This window comes from Streptomyces regalis, assembly GCF_001509475.1.
Taxonomy (GTDB): Bacteria; Actinomycetota; Actinomycetes; order Streptomycetales; family Streptomycetaceae; genus Streptomyces; species Streptomyces regalis.
The window spans coordinates 1-16,251 of record NZ_LLZG01000065.1 but is presented as its reverse complement, the minus strand read 5'-3'; the positions used below and the strand labels follow the sequence as shown (position 1 = coordinate 16,251).

Genomic DNA, 16,251 nt, shown 5'->3' with positions numbered 1-16,251 from the left:
AGCAGATGCTGGAGACGGGGTATCAACATATCTGGCGTTGATTTTTGGCACGCTGTTGAGTTCTCAAGGAACGGACGCTTCCTTTGTACTCACCCTCTCAGGCTTTCCTCCGGGCGCTTCCCTTCGGTCTTGCGTTTCCGACTCTATCAGATCTTTTCTCGATCCGATTCCCTGTCGGCGGGATTGTCATGGGTCTCTGGGCTTTCGCCCGTCGGCCTTTCGACATTCACTACGTTAGCCGATTCCCCCGCCCGATTCATAATCGGGGTTCTGCGGATCCGAATTCAGGCATGCAGGCATGACGAATTCGACCCCGCTTAGGGGTGTTCGTAGGTAGTGGGTTGGCCGCTCCGGCTGCTGACTACGCAGTACCCGGTTCAGCGGCTCGGGCTACGTTACGCGCCTCCCCAAGGCGCGTCAACTTCGGCGGCGCCTCGGGACATGGGCCCGATAGGGGCTCACCGTGGGGTCGTTGGCGATCCAGTAGCGCCAGGGGTGGACGTCCCCGTTTCCGCCGTCGCCTGCCACGCCTGTGCGTGGGCCGCTGCGTACCTGGTCGGAGGGGATCGGGGTGCCGGCCAGGATCCTCAGCGGAGTCTCCCCGGTGGCGCACGCGTCCGTGCCGTCCAGGGCGCGGTCCACGCCCAGGGCGGTGGCCAGACGGGCCGGGCCTTTGGCCAGTTCCTTGTCGTTACGGGCCGAGAGCCGACGTTTGCGGGCGAGCTCGGCGCCCTCGACGATCTCGCCGGCGCGCAGCAGGACCGCGCTCGCCTGGCCGTCGGGGCCGCACACCAGGTTCATGCAGTGCCACATGCCGTAGGTGAAGTAGACGTAGACGTGTCCGGGGGGACCGAACATCACGTCATTGCGGGGCGTGCGGCCGCGGTAGGCGTGGGAGCCAGGGTCGTTCGGGCCGTCGTAGGCCTCGACCTCCGTGAGGCGGAGGGTGATCGGACCGTCCGGGGTGGTGCGCACGAGGACACGGCCCAGGAGGTCGGGGGCGACTTCCAGGACGGGCCGGTCGAAGAAGTTCCTGGGGAGGGGCGTACGGTCGGGGGTCACGATCATGCCGTCCGAGGGTAGTGCAGACGGGTGGTCGCAACGGGGTGGTCAGGGGGCGTTCGCCTTGCCAGGGTGGGGCGCGGAACCGGCCACGGCCGGATCGCGTTTGTAGGGATCAAGGATCCACTCTGAAAAGAGGAGAGTCATGGCGTTCAAGAAGCTGCTCGCGAGCCTGGGGGCCGGTGGGGCTTCGGTCGAGACGGTGCTGACTGAGGTCAACGTCGTTCCGGGCGGTGTCGTCCAGGGTGAGGTGCGGATTCAGGGCGGGTCCGTGAACCAGGCCATCGAGGGCCTGTCCGTGGGACTGCAGGCGCGCGTCGAGGTCGAGGGCCAGGACTCGGAGTACAAGCAGGACATCGAGTTCACGAAGATGCAGCTCGGTGGTGCCTTCGAGCTGCAGGCCGGGGGCGTGCACGCAGTGCCCTTCGGGCTGGAGATCCCGTGGGAGACGCCGATCACGATGATCGACGGTCAGGCGCTGCGCGGGATGAACATCGGTGTGACGACGGAGCTGGCGATCGCGCGGGCCGTGGACTCCACCGACCTGGACCCGATCAACGTGCACCCGCTGCCCGCGCAGAAGGCGATCCTCGACGCCTTCATCCAGCTGGGCTTCCGCTTCAAGAACGCGGACATGGAGCGCGGCCACATCCGGGGGACGCGGCAGAAGCTGCCGTTCTACCAGGAGATCGAGTTCTTCCCGCCGCAGCAGTACCGCGGTATCAACCAGGTCGAGTTGAGCTTCGTCGCGGACGAGCACACGATGGACGTCGTCCTCGAAATGGACAAGAAGCCGGGGCTGTTCAGCGAGGGCAGCGACACCTTCCGGTCGTTCCAGGTGGGTCTGAACGACTTCCAGGGGACCGACTGGGCGGCGTACCTCAACCAGTGGCTGTCCGAGGTCGGCAGCAAGCGCAACTGGTTCTAGGCTCGGAACTGCTGATTCCACTTTCCGTCAGGAGGTATCGAAGTGACCGAGCTCAAGAGGCGGCCGCTGCCCCACGACTTCCATCCGCCCGTGCCGTCGTTCACGGTCACGAGCGAGGACGTCGAGCAAGGCGGGACCCTCAAGGACGCTCAGGTCTACGCCGCCGGCAACACCTCGCCCCAGCTGCGCTGGGAGGGCTTCCCGGCCGAGACCAAGAGCTTCGCCGTGACCTGCTACGACCCCGACGCCCCTACGGGGAGCGGGTTCTGGCACTGGGTCGTGTTCGACATCCCGGCCTCGGTGACCGAGCTGCCGGCGGGTGCGGGCAGCGGCAAGTTCGAGGGTCTGCCGGAGGGCGCGGTCCAGGCTCGTAACGACTACGGGTCGAAGGACTTCGGCGGTGCCGCGCCGCCGGCCGGGGACGGACCGCACCGGTACGTGTTCACGGTGTACGCCGTGGACCAGGAGAAGCTCGGGCCGGACGAGGATGCCAGCCCGGCCGTTGTCGGCTTCAATCTGCGGTTCCACGCGATCGCGCGCGCCCATGTGATCGGCGAGTACGAGGTGCCCGCCGAAGCCTGACGTTCATGGAACGTTTGCCCGCCCCTGGTCATGGAAGTGATCAGGGGCGGGCATTTTTTATTTCGTTGTCCATCTCGGCGTGCCCGGCCAGAGTTGATCCCAGCCCGCCAGGGGGTGGGCAGGTGCACACGGGAGGTGGGCTGGTCATGCGGGACACGCTGGTACTGAACGCGAGCTTCGAGCCGCTGTCGACGGTGACGTTGAACCGAGCCGTCGTTCTGGTGCTTCAGGACAAGGCCGTCGTCGAGCAGGCCCACCCCGAACTGCGGATGCGGGGAGCCGCGGTCGACATACCGGCGCCCCGGGTGATTCGGCTCTGCAGGTACGTACGAGTGCCGTTCCGAAGACAAGCGCCGTGGTCGAGGCGGGGTGTGCTGGTGCGGGACCGGCACCGGTGCGCGTACTGCGGGCGCAGGGCTACGACCGTGGACCACGTGGTGCCTCGGTCGCGGGGTGGGCGGGACACGTGGCTGAATACGGTCGCCTCGTGTGCGGAGGACAATCATCGGAAGGCCGACCGGACGCCTGAGCAGGCGGGGATGCCGCTGCTTCGGGAGCCGTTCGAGCCGACTCCGGCCGATGCGATGTTGCTGGCGCTGGGGGCCGACGAGTTTGCATCGCTGCCGGATTGGCTGGCACTGGACGCTGCGTGACTGATCGCCGTAGGGCTTGAGGTTGTTGCTCGGCCGCGGGTTGGTCGTGGCTTGTCGCGCCCACGCGGCGGAGCCGCATATCGACACAGCCCCGCGCCCCTGGCGGCACTTGGGCCCGCCTTCCTTGAGAAGGCGGGCCCTTTGGCGTACGGCTGTCTCGGCGTCAGTCGATTGACGGCTTCTCTCGGCGTTCCGCTCCCGTGCCGCCGCCGTTGCCCGATGCTCCCGAACCGCCGCCCAGGCCGCCCAGGTTGCCCATCGCGCCCGACAAGCCCTTGAGGGCGTCGCCGATTTCGCTGGGGACGATCCAGAGCTTGTTGGCGTCGCCCTCGGCGATCTTGGGGAGCATCTGGAGGTACTGGTAGCTGAGGAGCTTCTGGTCGGGGTCGCCTGCGTGGATTGCTTCGAAGACCGTGCGGACTGCCTGGGCTTCGCCTTCCGCGCGCAGGGCGGCGGCCTTGGCCTCACCTTCGGCGCGGAGGATCTGGGACTGCTTCTCGCCTTCGGCGGTGAGGATGGCGGCCTGGCGCGTACCTTCGGCGGTGAGGATCGCGGCGCGCTTGTCGCGGTCGGCGCGCATCTGCTTCTCCATCGAGTCCTGGATGGAGGTGGGGGGTTCGATCGCCTTGAGTTCGACGCGGTTGACGCGGATGCCCCACTTGCCGGTTGCCTCGTCGAGGACGCCGCGCAGGGCCGCGTTGATCTCCTCGCGGGAGGTCAGGGTCCGTTCGAGGTCCATGCCGCCGATGATGTTGCGGAGTGTGGTGACCGTCAGCTGCTCGATCGCCTGGATGTAGCTGGCGACTTCGTAGGTGGCGGCGCGGGCGTCGGTCACCTGGTAGTAGATGACCGTGTCGATGTTCACGACCAGGTTGTCCTGGGTGATGACCGGCTGCGGCGGGAACGGTACGACCTGTTCACGCAGGTCGATGCGGTTGCGGATGGTGTCGATGAACGGGACCACGATGTTGAGGCCCGCGTTGAGTGTCCGCGTGTAACGGCCGAAGCGCTCGACGATGGCCGCGCTCGCCTGTGGGATGACCTGAATCGTCTTGATCAGGGCGATGAAGACCAACACCACCAGAATGATCAAGACGATGATGACCGGTTCCATCGTCGTTTCCCCGTATCCCTTCTCCGCTGCGGCAACTTCGGCAGATCTTATGGTTGTTGAAGATCTTGCTGGTCGAGTCTGACAGACCGTCGCGTGGCCCGTGGCGCGTTCGCGCCACTTACGTCGTGCGAGGTCACATGACGATCGCCGTGGCCCCCTCGATGTCCACGACGTCCACTTCCTGGCCTACTTCGTAGGCGCGGTCGGTGTCGAGGGAGCGTGCCGACCAGACCTCGCCGGCGAGCTTGATCCGGCCGCCGGAGGCGTCGACGCGCTCCAGCACGACGGCCTGTTTGCCTTTCAATGCCTCGATGCCGGTGGCGAGTTGGGGTCGCTGTGCGCGATGTCGGTTCGCGATGGGCCGTACGACGGCGATGAGTGCGGTCGAGACGACGACGAAGGACACGACCTGGACGACGGCGTCACCGCCGAGGATGCCGGCGACCACCGCGGCCGCGACGGCGCCCACCGCCAGCATGCCGAGTTCGGGCATCGCGGTGATCACCAGCCCGATGCCGAGCGCTGCCGCGCCGATCAACCACCAAACCCACGCGTCGATTTCCACATGGTCATGGTAGGGCTGCGGGCCCTGTCGCGGACAGGGCGCCGATCAGTTTGAAGTGCCTTCTTACCGGGGTTTCGCGGGGTGAAGGGCGGGGTCAGGACAGGGGGAGGCCCTGTGCCGTCCAGCGGTCGCCGACCTGTTCGACGACGAGCGGGAGGCCGAAGCACAGGGAGAGGTTGCGGGAGGTGAGTTCGAGTTCCATCGGGCCGGCGGCGAGGACCTTGCCCTGGCGGATCATCAGGACGTGGGTGAAGCCCGGGGGGATCTCCTCGACGTGGTGGGTGACCATGAGCATCGAGGGGGCGATCGGGTCGCGGGCGAGTCGGCCGAGACGGCGGACGAGGTCCTCGCGGCCGCCGAGGTCGAGGCCGGCGGCGGGCTCGTCGAGGAGGAGCAGCTCCGGGTCGGCCATCAGGGCGCGGCTGATGAGGGTGCGCTTGCGCTCGCCCTCGGAGAGGGTGCCGAACTTCCGGTCGAGGTACTCGCTCATGCCGAGGCGGTCGAGGAAGGCGCGGGCGCGCTGCTCGTCGATCTCCTCGTAGTCCTCGTTCCAGGTGGCGGTCATGCCGTACGCGGCGGTCAGCACGGTCTGCAGGACGGTCTGGCGCTTGGGCAGCTTCTCGGTCATGGCGATGCCGGCCATGCCGATCCGCGGGCGCAGCTCGAAGACGTCGGTCCCGGGCTTGCCGAGGGTTTCGCCGAGGATCGAGACGGATCCCTGGGTGGGGTAGAGGTAGCTGGAGGCGAGGTTCAGGAGCGTGGTCTTGCCGGCGCCGTTGGGACCGAGGATGACCCAGCGCTCGCCCTCCTTGACCGACCAGGAGACCTGGTCCACCAGAGCCCGGCCCTCGCGGACCACGGATACGTCCTGAAGCTCCAGAACATCGCTCATGAGCGCGTTGTCTCCCCTTGCAGTGTGACCGGTCTCGGCGTCTCGGTGGTCGCGTGCGCCTGTGGGCGCAGCCCTCAAGGAAATCTACGCCACCGGTCGGGCGCTTCATTCCATCGGTCCTGTCCTTAGGGTGGGGGCATGCTCTCGGAACCACGTTCAGGACGCCTTGCGGCTTGGGGAAATGCCCTTTTGGCCGGATTTGTCTCGCCGGATGACGCTGTGCTGGAGATCGTCGGTGACGATGCCGTGCACCGGGTGGAGGGGTTGCCCGGTGAGTCGGCGCCCGTCGGGCTCACGCTGGCGCTGGGGCGACTGCGGACGCTCGGGGTGAGCGGGCTGCGGGTCGCGCTGCCCGCGCCGGGACATCCGCTGGGGCTGAGCGGGCCGCCGGATTTCAACGCGCGGGCGTTGGATGCCGAGGAGGCGGTGATCTGTCACGGCGCCGCGTTGGGGTTGGTGCCCGAGGTGTACGAGGCCGGGCCCGACGGTGATGTACATGTCGAGGTCGTCTGGCATGTGCTGCCCGTGCGGGAGGCGCCGCCTGCGGATGTGCCGTCGCTGGGTGAGGCCGAGCGGGAGCTGGCCGAGGCCTTGCGGGATGCGACGGAGGTGTTGTCGCGGCTGGACGTCGCCGGGTCGGGGCCGGTGGCCGAGGCGGCGATCGAGGCGTACCGGGCTCGGGCCGAGCGGGGGCGGGAGGTGTTGGCGCCGGGGTATCCGCCGCGGGCGGTGCGGGTGCTGGAGCTTGCACAGCGGGTGGGGTTGCTGGTTTCCCTGGCGTACGAGAACGGGCACGGGGGTGCGGTCAGCTCCGCTGAGATGGGGGCGCGGGCCGAGGCGTTGCGGCCGGTGGAGCGGGTGGCTCGGCGGGCGCAGGTCGCGGCGTACAACGCGTATGTGGAGGAGCGGGAGAGGGGCGTGCGCTGAGCGTCGGGTGTGCTGGTGGGCGGTGCTGGGGCTGGGTCACGCAACTCGGCGCGACGAGGTGCCGCCTGCGCCCACCCTCCCCCTTCCCGGCTTCGCTCGAGCGGGGGACCCCCATCGCCTCAGCGGCACGACTGCCCGCAGGCTGAGCGAGCCTCGACAAACTGACCGGCCTCCCGGGGAACCCGGGAGGCCGGAGGTCACTGCTCGCTTCGGGGTGGTCGTCAGCGGTTGACGGCCAGGTTGTCGAAGGCGGGGTTCAGCACGCCGACGACGTTCGTGGTGTTGCCCGACACGTTGGTCGCGATGTTGACCGGGGCCTGGACCAGGTTGCCCGAGGCGATGCCCGGGGAGCTCACGGCCTCGCCGTCGGCGTGCGCGCCGCCGGTGGCAGAGGCCATTCCGGCACCGGCGGCCAGCAGGCCACCCGCCACCATCGTCACGGCCGCTGCCTTCTTCAGGTTCTTCACTTCTAAGCCCTCCTTGCGATTGCCGCGGCAGTCGCCGCAGCACGCACTGGAGAACGGCGGAGCTCCACGGAGGATGCGCCATCTGGGGGACATTCCCACGACGGTATGAATCTCAGTCCGGAGCGGAACCCTCCGTATTGCCGTCCGTCACGTCCTGCGGAGAGCGTTTCAGCCGGTCACGCCATGGCGTACGGCCCACAGGGCGGCCTGCGTGCGGTCCGCGAGGTCGAGCTTCATCAGGATGTTCGAGACGTGGGTCTTGACCGTCTTCTCCGACAGGACCAGGGCTCTGGCTATCTCGCGGTTGGAGCGGCCGTCCGCGATCAGGCCGAGGACCTCGCGCTCCCGCTCCGTCAGCGAGCCGCCTCTCCCCTGCCCCGAGTTGGCCTCCTCCTGGGACAGCAGGGCGCCCGCCACCTCGGGTTGGAGCAGGATGTGGCCGGCGTGCACCGAGCGGATGGCTCCGGCGAGGGCGTCCGGGTCCACATCCTTGTAGACGTACCCGGCGGCGCCCGCGCGCAGGGCCGGGATCACCGTGCGCTGTTCGGTGAAGCTGGTGACGATCAGCACGCGCGCGGGGTTGTCCAGTTCGCGGAGCTTGCGCAGGGCGTCGACGCCGTCCATTCCGGGCATCTTGACGTCCATCAGCACGACGTCGGGCTTCAGTTCCTCGGCGCGGGCCACTCCCTCGGCGCCGTCGGCGGCCTCGCCCACGACCTCGATGTCGTCCTGCACTTCGAGGAAGGTGCGCAGGCCGCGGCGGACCACTTGGTGGTCGTCGACGAGCAGCACCCTGATTGCGTCAGCCACCGGGGACCTCCATCTCGATCGTGGTGCCCTTGCCGGGCGCCGATTCCACGGTCAGCGTGCCGCCGACCCCGCTCGTCCGGTCCCGCATGGAGACCAGGCCGAGGTGGCGTCCGGCTCGGCGTATCGCCTTCGGGTCGAAGCCGCTGCCGTTGTCCGTGACCCGCAGGACGGCTCCGCTGCCGCGCCGGTCCAGCGTCACGTCGACGTGCTCGGCTCCGGAGTGCCGCAGGGCGTTGTGCAGGGCCTCCTGGGCGACGCGCAGTACGGCCTCCTCCTGGGCGGCGGGCAGGGCCTTCACGCTCCGGCCGGCGAAGGACACGCGCGCGGTGTGGGCGCGGTCGAGGACGTGGATCTGGGTGCGCAGGGTGGCGACGAGGCCGTCCTCGTCGAGGGCGGCGGGGCGCAACTCGACGACCGCGGCGCGCAGTTCGTCGGCGGCCTCGGCGGCGAGCGCGGCCACCTGGTGCATCTCGCCCTTGGCGCGGGTCGGGTCGCGGTCGATCAGGGCGGTGGCTGCCTGGGCCGTCAGGCGCAGGGAGAACAGCTTCTGGCTGACCGCGTCGTGCAGTTCGTGGGCGAGGCGGGATCGTTCCTCGGCGATCGTCAGCTCGCGGCTGCGTTCGTAGAGGCGGGCGTTGGTGAGGGCGATCGCAGCGTGCTGGGCGAGGATGCCGAGGAGGTCCTCGTCCTCCTCGGTGAAGCCGCAGCTTCCCTCCGAATTCGGGAGTGGGGGGTTTCCCCCCACAGGACGCAGCTTGTTTGCAAGGAACAGCGCGCCGATGACCTCGTCGCCGTCGCGGATGGGCAGGCCGAGGAAGTCGGACATGTCGGGGTGGGCGGACGGCCAGCCCTCGAAGCGGGGGTCCTTGCGCACGTCGGCGAGGCGCTCGACCTCGGCCTCCTGGAGCATCGCGGCGAGGATGCCGTGCTGGCGTGGGAGGGGCCCGATGGCCTTCCACTGCTCGTCGCTGACGCCGTCGACCACGAACTGGGCGAAGCCTCCGTGGTCGTCCGGGACGCCGAGCGCGGCGTACTGCGCGTCGAGCAGCTCGCGGGCCGAGGCGACGATCGTCTTGAGGACGTCGCGCACCTCGAGATGCCTGCTCATGGCCAGCAACGCGGAGCTCACCGCGGCGAGGCCGGACCTCGGGCCTTGACTCATGCCCTCACGGTACCGGCGGGGTGTGACAGTCGGATCGGACCTGTGACGGCTACCGACTAGGGCGGCGGTCCTAGTCCCCTGGTCCCCGGTTCAGCGGCGTAGGGCGAACGGCCCCGGGTGCGCGGCGTAGGACGAAGGACCCCGCGGCTTTGCGGCCCGCGTCCGAGGCGGGGCGGGTGTGCCGGTTCCTACGTTGAGGACACCGCCGACGGAGGCGGCCTGGAACGAGGGGACGGTTGTCATGCCGGTAGCGATCATCACGGGGGCCTCGAAGGGGCTGGGGCGGGCGCTGGCCGAGGCGCTGGCCGTGCGCGGCTGGGATCTGGTGCTCGACGCGAGGACGCCCGAGGTCCTCCGGGAGACGGCGGCCGGGCTCCAGACGTACGGCACGCGCGTGACGGCGGTGCCGGGGGACGTCACGGACGCCGGGCACAGGTCCGAGCTGGTAGCGGCCGCCTGGCGGCTGGGCGGCGTCGATCTGCTGGTGAGCAACGCCAGCGCGCTGGGCGCCGAGCCGCTGGTACGGCTGGACCTGCTGCCCCTGGAGGGCCTGCGGCGGGCGCTGGAGGTGAACGTGGTGGCCGCTCTGGGCCTGGCCCAGGAGGCGCTGCCGCTGCTGCGGGCGTCCGGGACGGGCGCGGTGATCACCGTCAGCTCGGACGCGGCCGCCGAGGCGTACGAGACATGGGGCGGGTACGGGGCGTCGAAGGCCGCCCTGGACCATCTCGCGGCGGTGCTCGGCGAGGAGGAGCCGGGGCTGCGGGTCTGGGCGGTGGACCCCGGGGACATGGCCACGGACCTGTATGCGGCGGCCGTACCGGACGACGACGATCCGCGGCCGACGCCGGCCAGTGTGGTGCCGGCCTTCCTGCGGTTGCTGGACGAGCGTCCCGCGAGCGGCCGCTACGGGGCACCCTCCCTGCTGGAGGGAGGGCGATGACCCTGACGGTGCGGGTGCCGGAGGAGCTGTCGGCGCGGATCCCCGCCGAGCAGCGTGGGCCGGGGCTGGACCGGGATGCCGTACGGCTGCTGGTGTCGCGTGGGACGGAGGTGTCGCACCACGCGTTCGGCGAGCTGCCGCGGCTGCTGCGGGCCGGGGATCTCCTGGTCGTCAACACGTCGGAGACGCTGGCCGCCGCGGTGGACGGGCGGATCGGGCACGCGCACGTGGTGGTGCACTTCTCGACGCGCGGGGACGACGGGCGGTGGGCCGTCGAGCTGCGGGATCCCGACGAGCGGGGCACCACGCGCGCGCGTGCAGGCGGGCCTGCGGGGACCGGGGTGCGGCTTCCCGGGGGTGTGCGGATGGTCCTTGAGGAGCCACTGGGCGCGGGGAGCGAACGGCTGTGGTGGGCGCGGGTCGGCGGGCCCCGGGGCTCAGGAGTCCTCGGGCTGATGCGGGAGCACGGGCGGCCGATTCGTTACTCCTATACGGAGCGGGACCAGCCACTGTCCGTCTACCAGACGGTGTTCGCGCTGCCGTCGGCCGACGGGACGGGCAGCGCGGAGATGCCGAGCGCGGCGCGGCCCTTCACGCTGCGGATGGTGACGGAGCTGGTGAGCCGGGGTGTGCAGTTCGCGCCGATCACGCTGCACACCGGGGTGGCCTCGGCGGAGGCGCACGAGCCGCCGTATCCGGAGCGGTTCGCGGTGCCGGAGGCGTCGGCACGGCTGATCAACGCGGCGAAGGCGGGGGGAAGGCGGATCGTCGCCGTCGGGACCACGGCCGTGCGGGCCGTGGAGTCGGCGGCGGGCGCCGACGGGGTCGTACGCGCGCGTGAAGGGTGGACGGATCTCGTCGTCACCCCGGAGCGCGGGGTGCGGGTGGTGGACGGGCTGCTGACCGGGCTGCACGAGCCGGAGGCCTCGCATCTGCTGATGCTGGAGGCGGTCGCGGGGCGAGCGGCGATCGACCGCAGTTATGAGGCGGCGCTGCGCGGGCTCTACCTGTGGCACGAGTTCGGCGACGTGCACCTCATCCTCCCGGCGGAGGGCCCTCACGCAGAGCATTGCGCCAGCAACTGCCGGTGAGACCGTTACCCGGCTGATGTGAGCCCGCACATAGGGCGCGCGTCACGTACGAAAGTCCATAGTAGGTAACGACGCCCCTTTTGAGCGGGACATACAGTCCCGTCTGTCCTAATTTGCCCTTCCCGGGTCCACTATCGAGGATAGTACCTCACACCTTTGCCACGCAATTTTGCGGCCGCTAAGAATGGCTCTCGTCGCTCAGCGCCGCGGGTTCCGCCCGCGGCGTTTGTGCTGGAAGCACCCGTGTCCCCCGCCGGACAGCGAGCGACCTCCGCGCTATTCGAAGAGGTCCATCTGTCATGCTCAAGAACACCAACAACCGCCTCAGTCGTGCGCTGACCAAGCGGCACAAGATCGCTGTCGCCGGTGCCGCCACGCTCGGCGCCGCCGCCCTGGCCTTCTCCGCCGTCCCCGGCAACGCACAGACGACCACGGCTGAGGCCCCCACGGGCCAGGTGGCGTACAGCAATGAGCAGATCAAGGACGTCAAGGGCAGCGTCACCGACCAGCTCGCCAGCGCCAGCGTGAAGGCCGAGGAGATCGCCGCCAAGCACAAGGCCGCCGAGGCGCACGCCAAGCACAAGGCCGCCGAGGCCCATGCCAAGCACGAGGCCACCGCTGCCCATGCCAAGCACGAGGCCGCCGCTGCCAAGAAGAAGGCCGAGGCGGAGCGCAAGGCGAAGCAGGCCGCCAGCCGGTCCGAGAAGCGCATACAGGTCAAGCCGGTCGCGGCCAAGACCTACGCCAACAACCTCGACGGCTGGATCCGTGAGGCCCTGGACATCATGAAGAAGCACGACATCCCGGGCACCTACAACGGTCTGTACCGCAACATCATGCGGGAGTCCTCGGGCAACCCGAACGCGATCAACAACTGGGACATCAACGCCCAGAACGGCATTCCGTCGATCGGTCTGCTCCAGGTCATCAAGCCGACCTTCGACGCGTACCACGTCTCGGGCACGGCCTTCAGCCAGTACGACCCGGTCGCCAACCTCACCGCCGCCGCCAACTACGCGGCCGACCGGTACGGCTCGATCGACAACGTCAACAGCGCGTACTGATCGAGGTAGGCGCGGGCCTCTGATCCGTACGCCGAAGGGCGGCACCGACCTGACGGGGGTGCCGCCCTTCGGGCGTCGTACGACGGCGACTACTTGCGCATGACCTCGGGCTCGTGGCGACGCAGGAAGCGGGCCACGAAGAAGCCGCAGATCACGCCGAGGGCGATCAGAGCGATCATGTCCAGGGTCCAGGCGCCGACCGTGTGCTCCCACAGCGGGTCGTTGCTCTCGCCCTCGCCGGGCGGGCTGATCTTGTTGAAGTCCAGCGTGGCGCCCGCGGCGCCCACTGCCCAGCGCGACGGCATCAGGTACGAGAACTGGTTGACGCCGATCGAGCCGTTCAGAGCGAACAGGCAGCCCGTGAACACGACCTGGATGATCGCGAACATGACCAGCAGCGGCATGGTCTTCTCGGACGTCTTCACCAGCGCCGAGATGATCAGGCCGAACATCATCGAGGTGAACCCCAGCGCCATGATCGGCAGGGAGAGCTCCAGGAGCGTGAGGTTGCCGAGAACCAGGCCCTCCTCGGGGATCTCCCGGCTGGCGAAGCCGATGACGCCGACCATCAGGCCCTGCAGCACCGTGATCATGCCGAGCACGAACACCTTGGACATCAGGTACGCCGAGCGGGACAGGCCGGTGGCGCGCTCCCGCTCGTAGATCACGCGTTCCTTGATCAGCTCACGCACGGAGTTCGCGGCGCCGGCGAAGCAGGCGCCGACCGCGAGGATCAGCAGAACGGTGGTGGCCGTGCCGTTCGGGATGATCCGGCCGGTCTGCGGGTTCGCCGGGTTCGGCAGCAGGTCCTTGCCCGAGTCGATGAGCAGGCTCACCGCGCCGAGGACGCCCGGCAGGATCACCATCAGGGCCAGGAAGCCCTTGTCGGAGGCGATCACCGAGACGTAGCGGCGCACCAGGGTCAGGAACTGGGACATCCAGCCCTGCGGCTTGGGCGGCTTCATCGCCTGCATCGGAGGCATCTGTACGGACTGCGGAGCAATCGCGTCGATGTCCGCGGCGTAGATCTGGTAGTGCTGCGAGCCCTTCCAGCGTCCCGCCCAGTCGTAGTCGCGGTAGTTCTCGAAGGCGGAGAAGACGTCGGCCCAGGTGTCGTAGCCGAAGAAGTTCAGCGCCTCCTCCGGCGGGCCGAAGTAGGCGACCGCACCGCCCGGCGCCATCACCAGGAGCTTGTCGCACAGCGCCAGCTCGGCCACGGAGTGGGTGACGACGAGGACCGTACGGCCGTCGTCGGCGAGGCCGCGCAGCAGCTGCATGACGTCGCGGTCCATGCCCGGGTCGAGGCCCGAGGTGGGCTCGTCGAGGAAGATCAGCGACGGCTTGGTGAGCAGTTCCAGGGCCACCGAGACGCGCTTGCGCTGGCCGCCGGAGAGGGAGGTGACCTTCTTCTCCTTGTGGATGTCCAGCTTCAGCTCGCGCAGCACCTCGTCGATACGGGCCTCGCGCTCCTTGCCCGTGGTGTCGGCGGGGAAGCGGAGCTTGGCCGCGTACTTGAGGGCCTTCTTGACGGTCAGCTCCTTGTGCAGGATGTCGTCCTGCGGGACCAGACCGATGCGCTGGCGCAGCTCGGCGAACTGCTTGTACAGGTTCCGGTTGTCGTAGAGGACGTCGCCCTGGTTGGCGGGCCGGTAGCCGGTGAGCGCCTTGAGCAGGGTCGACTTGCCGGAGCCGGACGGTCCGATGACCGCGATCAGCGACTTCTCCGGGACGCCGAAGGAGACGTCCTTGAGGATCTGCTTGCCGCCGTCGACCGTGACGGTCAGATGGCGGGCGGAGAAGGAGACCTCACCGGTGTCGACGAACTCCTCGAGGCGGTCGCCGACGATGCGGAACGTGGAGTGGCCGACACCGACGATGTCGGCCGGGCCCAGCATCTGCGAGCCGCCCTTGGCGATCGGCTGGCCGTTGACGTACGTGCCGTTGTGCGAGCCGAGGTCGCGGATCTCCATGCGGCCGTCGGGCGTCGAGTGGAACTCGGCGTGGTGGCGGGAGACCTGCAGGTCGGAGACGACCAGCTCGTTCTCCAGGGCACGGCCGATGCGCATGACACGGCCGACGGCGAACTGGTGGAACGTGGTGGGGCTGCGGTCGCCGTAGACCGGCGGCGCCCCCGCGCCACCACCGGGGCCCTGCTGCTGCGGGATGTGCGCGGCCGCCTGCTGCGGCTGCTGCCAGCCGGCCTGCGGGGCCTGCTGCTGCGGGACCTGCTGGGGCGGAACCTGCTGGGCCGGTGCCTGCTGTGCCCAGCCGGCCCCCGCGCCCTGCGCGGCGTACGGCTGCTGCTGCGGCTGGGCCTGCGGCGAGGCGACGGCGGCCGCGGTGCCGGAGAGGTTCAGGCGCGGGCCGTCGGTCGCGTTGCCCAGGTGCACGGCCGAGCCGGGGCCGATCTCCAGCTGATGTATCCGCTGGCCCTGCACGAACGTGCCGTTGGTGCTGCCGTTGTCCTCGATGACCCAACTACGGCCGCTCCAGCTGATCGTGGCGTGCCGCCAGGACACTCTGGCGTCGTCGAAGACGATGTCGCCCTGCGGATCGCGTCCGAGGGTGTAGGACCTGGACGGATCGAGCGTCCAGGTCCGTCCGTTCAATTCCAGTACGAGTTCCGGCACTCCAGCCCCACTGAGTAGTCCCCCGAGTTACCCCCAACACAGGGAGTCTAGGGATGTCGAACATCGTCGGGAACTATTTCAGGCTCCGCCCCCTGACCGAAAGTCGGGCCTTGTGAGGAGCACGCGTACGCGCTTCGACTGGTTCCGTTGACGGGGTTGAAATCAGTCCGGAGAGTGGTAATCCACGCGAGGGGGACATGCGCGGCGAACAGTCGCCGCGACGCGGATCGGGGGGTCTGCCATGAGCGCGTCCACGAACGTCGAGACCGCGAGGCGCGGAGCACGGCTGCCTTGGGGAGACATTCTGCTGTCCGCCATCGCCTCCGTGAGCTGGGCGTTGATCGGAATGGCGGGCACGGCGGCACTCGGCCTGCATCTGCTGGAGGCGGACACGGCGGGCTCTTTGGGCCCGATGACCGCGGCGGTGGTGGCCCTTGGGGCGGGTGGTTCCGTCACCCCGTCCGGTGATGTGTCTGCTTTCGGGCTGACGGGCGCGGAGGCCGCGACCGCCATCGAGATCACGCCACTGGGGGTGAGCCTGGTCGGCGCGGTGCTGTTGTCGTGGTTCTTCTTACGGTCCTTGCGAGGGGCGGGAGTTGTGATCGCGTCGGCCGAACTCCTCGCGCGCGCGGGGGCGGTGGTCGCGCTGTTCGTGGCGATGCTGGGCGGACTCGCCTGGGCGGGACACGACGTCATCACGATCGACGGGAGCTCGCTGGGGCTCGACGACCTGCCCGGCGCCGGCGGGAGCGGCGGCGGAATCGAGATCCCCGGAGTGGGTGACATCGGGGATATCGGAGACATCGGGGGGCTGCTGCCCGACCAGATCGGTGACCTCATCGACGCGAACGCGGCCGTGGGCTTCACGGTGGACACCGCGCCGACGCTCCTCGGCGGCATGGGCTGGTCCGCCGGCATCCTGCTGATCGCGCTGCTGGCCTCGCGCCACACCCCGCTGCCGCGCGGCTGGGAGGCCGTGCACCGCGTCGTACGGCCGGCCACGTCCGCCCTCATCACGGTGCTGCTGGTGGCGGTCGCGGCCGGGCTCGCGGCGGCTGCGTACGCGGCGATCGGCGACGCCCACCCCAAGCGGATCGCCGGCGCCGCCCTGCTCGGCGCCCCGAACGGCGTGTGGCTCGGCATCCCGATCGGCCTGTTCGTACCGTTCGACGGCAGGGCGACGGGGGCACTGGTGGGCCTGCTGCCGGACCCCCTGGACGACCTGCTGAACGGCGGCGCCGACCAGTCCGTGACGCTGGGCAGGCTGGCGGACCTCGACGGCCGGGTGTGGCTGCTGGGGGTAGCGGCAGCGCTGATGATGCTGCTCGCGGGGGTGCTGACGGCGGTGCGGACGCCGGTGGGGG

Annotated in this window: 16 protein-coding genes; 8 read left to right on the top strand and 8 right to left on the bottom strand. The window is 69.4% G+C overall.

The annotated features are described in order from the left end of the window. Positions 1–417 precede the first annotated feature (417 nt). Entirely contained in the window at positions 418–1,068 is a 651-nt protein-coding gene (locus ADL12_RS11580; protein ID WP_062701254.1) for a DNA-3-methyladenine glycosylase, read from the bottom strand. A 139-nt stretch (positions 1,069–1,207) separates the two neighbouring features. Between ADL12_RS11580 and ADL12_RS11575 the strand changes: the two genes are divergently transcribed. The 3 genes from ADL12_RS11575 (at position 1,208) to ADL12_RS11565 (ending at position 3,225) form a co-directional block, all read left to right on the top strand. Next, on the top strand, positions 1,208–1,990 hold the full coding sequence (locus ADL12_RS11575; RefSeq protein WP_062701252.1) for a sporulation protein: 783 nt from the start codon (positions 1,208–1,210) through the stop codon (positions 1,988–1,990). A gap of 42 nt (positions 1,991–2,032) precedes the next feature. Beyond that, entirely contained in the window at positions 2,033–2,572 is a 540-nt protein-coding gene (locus ADL12_RS11570; RefSeq protein WP_062701251.1) for a YbhB/YbcL family Raf kinase inhibitor-like protein, read from the top strand. A gap of 146 nt (positions 2,573–2,718) precedes the next feature. Next, on the top strand, positions 2,719–3,225 hold the full coding sequence (locus ADL12_RS11565; protein ID WP_062701250.1) for an HNH endonuclease: 507 nt from the start codon (positions 2,719–2,721) through the stop codon (positions 3,223–3,225). A 163-nt stretch (positions 3,226–3,388) separates the two neighbouring features. Here the strand turns inward: ADL12_RS11565 and ADL12_RS11560 are convergent, their stop codons facing one another. The 3 genes from ADL12_RS11560 to ADL12_RS11550 all read right to left on the bottom strand — a co-directional run bounded on the left by ADL12_RS11560 (position 3,389) and on the right by ADL12_RS11550 (position 5,796). Beyond that, positions 3,389–4,339 carry an SPFH domain-containing protein gene (locus ADL12_RS11560; protein WP_062701245.1) on the bottom strand — a complete coding sequence of 317 codons (951 nt, stop codon included), beginning with the start codon at positions 4,337–4,339 and terminating at the stop codon, positions 3,389–3,391. A 133-nt stretch (positions 4,340–4,472) separates the two neighbouring features. Next, complete coding sequence (locus ADL12_RS11555; protein ID WP_079051977.1) at positions 4,473–4,904, bottom strand: NfeD family protein; 432 nt, start codon at positions 4,902–4,904, stop codon at positions 4,473–4,475. 94 nt (positions 4,905–4,998) lie between these two features. Beyond that, complete coding sequence (locus ADL12_RS11550; RefSeq protein ID WP_062701243.1) at positions 4,999–5,796, bottom strand: ABC transporter ATP-binding protein; 798 nt, start codon at positions 5,794–5,796, stop codon at positions 4,999–5,001. 138 nt (positions 5,797–5,934) lie between these two features. On the opposite strand from ADL12_RS11550, the gene ADL12_RS11545 reads away from it, so the two are divergent. Further along, positions 5,935–6,723: a hypothetical protein gene (locus tag ADL12_RS11545; protein ID WP_079051976.1), complete on the top strand. Its 789-nt coding sequence runs from the start codon at positions 5,935–5,937 to the stop codon at positions 6,721–6,723. 221 nt (positions 6,724–6,944) lie between these two features. Here the strand turns inward: ADL12_RS11545 and ADL12_RS11540 are convergent, their stop codons facing one another. The 3 genes from ADL12_RS11540 to ADL12_RS11530 form a co-directional block, all read right to left on the bottom strand. Then, complete coding sequence (locus tag ADL12_RS11540; RefSeq protein WP_062701237.1) at positions 6,945–7,190, bottom strand: chaplin; 246 nt, start codon at positions 7,188–7,190, stop codon at positions 6,945–6,947. Between the two features lie 168 nt (positions 7,191–7,358). After that, positions 7,359–8,000: a response regulator gene (locus tag ADL12_RS11535; RefSeq protein ID WP_062701235.1), complete on the bottom strand. Its 642-nt coding sequence runs from the start codon at positions 7,998–8,000 to the stop codon at positions 7,359–7,361. Beyond that, on the bottom strand, positions 7,993–9,162 hold the full coding sequence (locus ADL12_RS11530) for a GAF domain-containing sensor histidine kinase (protein ID WP_062701233.1): 1,170 nt from the start codon (positions 9,160–9,162) through the stop codon (positions 7,993–7,995). The genes ADL12_RS11535 and ADL12_RS11530 overlap by 8 nt, the downstream gene beginning before the upstream one ends. Before the next feature lie 241 nt (positions 9,163–9,403). On the opposite strand from ADL12_RS11530, the gene ADL12_RS11525 reads away from it, so the two are divergent. The 3 genes from ADL12_RS11525 to ADL12_RS11515 all read left to right on the top strand — a co-directional run bounded on the left by ADL12_RS11525 (position 9,404) and on the right by ADL12_RS11515 (position 12,257). Then, entirely contained in the window at positions 9,404–10,102 is a 699-nt protein-coding gene (locus ADL12_RS11525) for an SDR family NAD(P)-dependent oxidoreductase (RefSeq protein ID WP_062701232.1), read from the top strand. Further along, complete coding sequence (locus tag ADL12_RS11520) at positions 10,099–11,193, top strand: S-adenosylmethionine:tRNA ribosyltransferase-isomerase (RefSeq protein ID WP_062701231.1); 1,095 nt, start codon at positions 10,099–10,101, stop codon at positions 11,191–11,193. Before ADL12_RS11525 ends, ADL12_RS11520 begins: the two co-directional genes overlap by 4 nt. Before the next feature lie 299 nt (positions 11,194–11,492). Further along, entirely contained in the window at positions 11,493–12,257 is a 765-nt protein-coding gene (locus tag ADL12_RS11515) for a transglycosylase SLT domain-containing protein (RefSeq protein ID WP_062701229.1), read from the top strand. A gap of 89 nt (positions 12,258–12,346) precedes the next feature. Here the strand turns inward: ADL12_RS11515 and ADL12_RS11510 are convergent, their stop codons facing one another. After that, positions 12,347–14,887 carry an ABC transporter ATP-binding protein/permease gene (locus tag ADL12_RS11510; RefSeq protein WP_062701227.1) on the bottom strand — a complete coding sequence of 847 codons (2,541 nt, stop codon included), beginning with the start codon at positions 14,885–14,887 and terminating at the stop codon, positions 12,347–12,349. Between the two features lie 241 nt (positions 14,888–15,128). Between ADL12_RS11510 and ADL12_RS11505 the strand changes: the two genes are divergently transcribed. Beyond that, a partial coding sequence (locus ADL12_RS11505; RefSeq protein WP_062701225.1) for a streptophobe family protein occupies positions 15,129–16,251 on the top strand: 1,123 nt, incomplete at its 3' end.